General features: G+C 70.2%; 5 protein-coding genes. 3 read left to right on the forward strand and 2 right to left on the reverse strand.

Annotated features, from left to right (window positions below; genetic code table 11):
* Positions 1-53: 53 nt before the first annotated feature.
* Both ACWDX9_RS60125 and ACWDX9_RS60130 read right to left on the reverse strand, forming a co-directional pair.
* The gene (locus ACWDX9_RS60125; RefSeq protein WP_449972846.1) at positions 54-1,280 is read right to left on the reverse strand and encodes an HRDC domain-containing protein; all 1,227 of its coding nucleotides are present in this window, start codon (positions 1,278-1,280) and stop codon (positions 54-56) included.
* A gap of 45 nt (positions 1,281-1,325) precedes the next feature.
* Complete coding sequence (locus tag ACWDX9_RS60130) at positions 1,326-1,922, reverse strand: DUF3000 domain-containing protein (RefSeq protein ID WP_355194488.1); 597 nt, start codon at positions 1,920-1,922, stop codon at positions 1,326-1,328.
* Between the two features lie 622 nt (positions 1,923-2,544).
* Here ACWDX9_RS60130 and hemE point away from each other — a divergent pair.
* From hemE to ACWDX9_RS60145, 3 genes are all read left to right on the forward strand, one after another.
* Complete coding sequence (gene hemE, locus ACWDX9_RS60135; protein WP_449972852.1) at positions 2,545-3,549, forward strand: uroporphyrinogen decarboxylase; 1,005 nt, start codon at positions 2,545-2,547, stop codon at positions 3,547-3,549.
* 124 nt (positions 3,550-3,673) lie between these two features.
* Entirely contained in the window at positions 3,674-4,096 is a 423-nt protein-coding gene (locus ACWDX9_RS60140) for a Fur family transcriptional regulator (protein ID WP_449972848.1), read from the forward strand.
* Positions 4,097-4,125: 29 nt separating this feature from the next.
* The coding region (locus tag ACWDX9_RS60145) for a peroxidase family protein (protein ID WP_449972850.1) at positions 4,126-4,868 on the forward strand (743 nt) is incomplete at its 3' end.

Genomic DNA, 4,868 nt, shown 5'->3' on the forward strand with positions numbered 1-4,868 from the left:
CCGATCACCCGGGTTCGGGTGGGTCGGGGCGCGTTGCGGTGAGGTGTGGGGTGTTAGAGGTCGCCGCGGGTTTCGAGGCGGCCCAGGGCCTTGGTGATGGGGTGGGCCGTCAGGGAGAGCTGCCACTCGCGGGCCCCGAGCTCGCGCAGCCGCCCCGTCACCGTCTCCTCGGTGATCTCCTCCGGCGGCTCCCAGGTGAGCCGCCGGACAGCGTCCGGCTGGAGCAGGTTCTCGGTCGGCATGTGGTGCTGCTCGGCCAGCCCCGCCACCACCGCTCGCGCGGCGGCGAGGCGTTTGGCGGCGGCCGGGTCGCGGTCGGCCCAGCGGTTGGGCGGTGGTGGTCCGTCGCCCGGGGTGCTCGGCTGCGGGAGCTGGTTGTCCGGCAGTCCGCGGGCCCGGGTGACGGCGGCGAGCCAGTCGCCCATGTGGCGGCGAGCGCTACGCCCGGTGAATGCTGATATTTCGGTCAAGGCCTTCTTGGTACGGGGTCCCTCCAGCGCGGCGGTGACGATGGCCGCGTCGGGCAACACCCGCCCCGGCGCCAGGTCGGACTCCCGGGCGATCCTGTCACGCATGGTCCACAACTCCCGCACGATCGCCAGCGCGCGTACGTTCCGGACCTTGTGGATGCCCGACGTACGCCGCCAGGGATCGGACCGTGGCACGGGCGGTGGAGTGTTGAGCACGGCGGCGAACTCCTCGCGCGCCCACTCCAGCTTCCCGCTGTCGGCCAGCTCCTGGTGGAGCACGTCGCGGAGCTCGACCAGCACTTCCACGTCGAGGGCCGCGTACCGCAGCCAGTCTTCCGGCAGCGGCCGGGTGGACCAGTCGGCGGCCGAGTGTCCCTTCTCCAGGCGCAGCCCGAGCACGGTCTCGACCATCGTGCCGAGTCCGACCCGCTCGTAGCCGAGCAGCCGCCCCGCCAGCTCCGTGTCGAACATCTCCCGCGGCCTGAACCCCACCTCGAGCAGGCACGGCAGGTCCTGGGAGGCGGCGTGCAGCACGATCTCCGCCTCGGCCACGGCCGCGTCGAGCGCGGACAGGTCGGGGCAGGCGATCGGGTCGATCAACGCGGTCCCGGCACCGGCCCGGCGCAGCTGTACGAGGTAGGCGCGGTTGCCGTACCGATAGCCGGAGGCGCGTTCGGCGTCGACCGCCACGGGACCCTTGCCCGCCGCGAAACGCGAAACGATTTCAGTCAGCGCGTCGGCGTCCGCGATGACCGCTGGAATGCCCTCGCGCGGCTCCAGGAGCGGCACGACGGTATGTTCTTCTGTCACGAGTTCACCGACCTCATGACGCTTGTGCTGTCTTGACTGGTGCCCTCACTTCGTACGGTCACTCTCCGGATCATCACGGCGGCGGGGAAGGGCGGCCACGTCGGGCGGGAGCGGCGGGATCCCCGCCGCCAGGCACATGAGGTCGCACCAGGCGGCGACGTGGCCGGAGAGATCCTCCTGCGCGGGTGACCAGGACGCCCGTAGCTCGAGCTCGGTCGTGACCGGGTCTTCGGCTTTGTTGCCGAACCCCTCTGACACGGCTCTTGTCACGGTACCGCCAGCGGCGGAGTAGTCGGCTTGGTGGGCCTCCAGAGCCTCCGTCAGCCAGCTCCAGACGACCGGCCCGAGCAGCGGGTCGGAGGTGATCTCCGGCTCCATGTCGGCCCTGACGTAGGCCACCAGCCGGAACGGGCCCTCCCACCCGCGCTGGCCGTCAGGGTCGTAGAGCAGGATCAGCCTGCCCACCGCGAGCTCTTCGTCGTCGCGGTAGACCGACGCGCCGATGGCCGACGAGTAGGGGGCCAGCCGCTGCGGCGCGGGCAGCTCCTCCAGCTCGATCTCCGGCCTGACCTCGGTCAACCGCATGCTCTCCGCCGCGCGCGTGAACGCCGCGGGCGGAGGAGGCGGGTCACTGAGTGTCATAGCGGAAGCGTAGGTCGAAGTCGGACGGAAGGGGACCACAGGGGTGCTCATCCTTCGTGATCAAGCCGCTGCCGTAACCAGCTGGCGAACCTGTCGGACGGACTCGGCGGTGCCGATGACGATCGCGTGACCGCACTCGACGCAGGCCCACTCCGGGCAGTGGCCGGGCTCGTGCCCGTCGAGGCACGGCGGCTGCTCGAACAGCCGCTCGCCGGCACAGGACAGGCAGCGCTCATTGCGGCGCTCTGGGGAAGTCCACAACGCGGTAGTCGCACGAGTCATCGAACCGGGGCCTTTCTTCGGGTCGTGGCTCCGACGTTGGCACGAGCCGCTGACATTTCCCCGCAACGCGCTCGGCGTGTCCCGAAAGTGGTCTCTGAATCGATGCCGCGCGGGGGGTTGGTGAACATTTGGCCCAGTCGAGACCGGCACTCTGGCCGGGCATGGGGTGTGTTCGACCCTCGTGCGATGCCGATGCCGAGCAGACCGGTAAACCTTCATCTGGCTATCTGATCATGACTTGGGGTGTTCGATCGATGTTTTTCCGACACCTCGCACCAGTGTCGGGACCGCCGCCCGGTCATGGCACCCTTGTGGAGTGAACCTCGCCGACTCAGCGTTCCTGCGTGCCTGCCGCCGCCAGCCCGTCCCGCACACCCCGGTCTGGTACATGCGCCAGGCCGGGCGGGCGCTGCCGGAATACCACAAGGTCCGCGGGGGCGTGCCGATGCTCACCGCCTGCGCGACGCCCGATCTGATCGTCGAGATCACCATGCAGCCCGTGCGCCGCTACGGCGTGGACGCGGCCGTCTTCTTCAGCGACATCGTCGTCCCGCTCAAGGCCATCGGCGTCGATCTCGACATCAAGCCGGGCGTCGGCCCCGTCGTGGCCGACCCGATCCGCGACGCCAAGGGCATCGACGCGCTGCGCCCGCTGGAGCCGGACGACGTGCCGTACGTCACCGAGGCCATCCGCACGCTGACCGGCGAGCTGGGCGGCACGCCGCTGATCGGCTTCGCCGGGGCGCCGTTCACGCTCGGCTCCTACCTCATCGAGGGCGGCCCGTCCAAGAACCACGATCACACCAAGGCCATGATGTACGGCGAGCCGAAGCTGTGGCACGCGCTCATGGAGCGGCTGTCCACGATCGTGCTGGAGCACCTGCGCATCCAGATCGCGGCGGGGGCCTCGGCGGTGCAGCTCTTCGACTCCTGGGTGGGGGCGGTGGCGCCGGCCGACTACCGGGAGTTCGTCCTGCCGTACACGCGGCGGATCTTCGAGGGCGTGACGGACGTGCCGCGCATCCACTTCGGCGTCGGCACGGGCGAGCTGCTCGGCGTGCTCGGCGAGGCCGGGGCCGACGTGGTGGGCGTGGACTGGCGGGTGCCGCTCGACGAGGCGGCCCGCCGGGTCGGCCCCGGCAAGGCGCTCCAGGGCAACCTCGACCCGGCCGTGCTCCTGGCGCCGTGGGAGGTCGTCGAGCGCAAGGCGCGCGAGGTGCTGCGCCAGGGCCGCGCGGCTGAGGGGCACGTGTTCAACCTGGGGCACGGCGTGCTGCCCTCGACCGACCCCGACCAGCTCAAGCGCCTCACCGACCTGGTTCACGAGGCGAGCGTCACCGGCTGACGCCCGGCCGCGGATCCGAGGCCTGTCCCGCAGCGCGCGGGGCAGGCCTTTTCGCATGTCCATGGAATGTTTCCCGGCGCGTCACTAGACTTGGATCATTCATTATCTTGTATAGTTCGTGTTTATGAAGACCACCGCCGAGGAGCTGCGCGGTGTAGGCCTGAGAGTGACGGCCGCCCGCGTCGCGCTGCTCGAGACCGTCCGGGAGGGCGATCACCTCGATGTCGAGGCGATCGCCTCCGGGGTGCGCGACCGTGTCGGCCATGTCTCCCTTCAAGCCGTCTACGAGGCCCTGCACGCGCTCACCGCGGCGGGACTCCTACGTCGTATCGAACCGGCCGGCAGCCCGGCCCGGTTCGAGGGACGCATCGGCGACAACCACCACCACGTCGTGTGCCGCTCGTGCGGTGTCGTCGCCGACGTCGACTGCGCGGTGGGCGAGGTGCCCTGCCTGACCGCGTCCGACGCCCACGGCTTCACGATCGACGAGGCCGAGGTCATCTATTGGGGCCTGTGCCCCGCATGTTCCACCGCCCGCAGTTCCTGAGCACCGTGATCTAATCCGGAAGGATTCCCATGTCTGAGAACCATGATGCAATCGTCACTGACGCGAAGGCGGAAGGCGCAGGCTGCCCGGTCGCGCACCAGCGCGCCCCGCATCCGACTCAGGGTGGCGGAAACCGCCAGTGGTGGCCGGAGCGGCTCAACCTGAGGATCCTCGCCAAGAACCCCGCCGAGACCAACCCCCTCGGCCAGGAGTTCGACTACGCCGAGGCGTTCAAGAGCCTGGACCTCCCGGCCGTCAAGCGGGACATCGCGGAGGTGCTGACGACCTCGCAGGACTGGTGGCCGGCCGACTTCGGTCACTACGGCCCGTTCATCATCCGGATGGCCTGGCACAGCGCGGGCACGTACCGGATCAGTGACGGCCGCGGCGGCGCCGGGGCCGGGCAGCAGCGCTTCGCCCCGCTCAACAGCTGGCCCGACAACGGCAACCTCGACAAGGCCCGCCGCCTGCTCTGGCCGGTCAAGAAGAAGTACGGCCAGAAGCTCTCGTGGGCCGACCTCATGATCCTCGCCGGCAACGTCGCCCTGGAGACGATGGGCTTCGAGACCTTCGGCTTCGCCGGCGGCCGCGCGGACGTCTGGGAGCCTGACGAGGACGTCTACTGGGGCCCCGAGACCACCTGGCTCGGCGACGAGCGCTACACCGGCGACCGCGAGCTGGAGAACCCGCTGGGCGCGGTCCAGATGGGCCTCATCTACGTCAACCCGGAGGGCCCGAACGGCAACCCCGACCCGCCGGCCGCGGCCAGCGG

Source organism: Nonomuraea sp. NPDC003201, from assembly GCF_053590415.1.

Excerpts from the sequence above, each read along its gene's own strand:
- ACWDX9_RS60130 (WP_355194488.1), bottom strand. The coding sequence starts at position 1,922 with ATGACACTCAGTGACCCGCCTCCTCCGCCCGCGGCGTTCACGCGCGCG.
- ACWDX9_RS60140 (WP_449972848.1), top strand. The coding sequence starts at position 3,674 with ATGAAGACCACCGCCGAGGAGCTGCGCGGTGTAGGCCTGAGAGTGACG.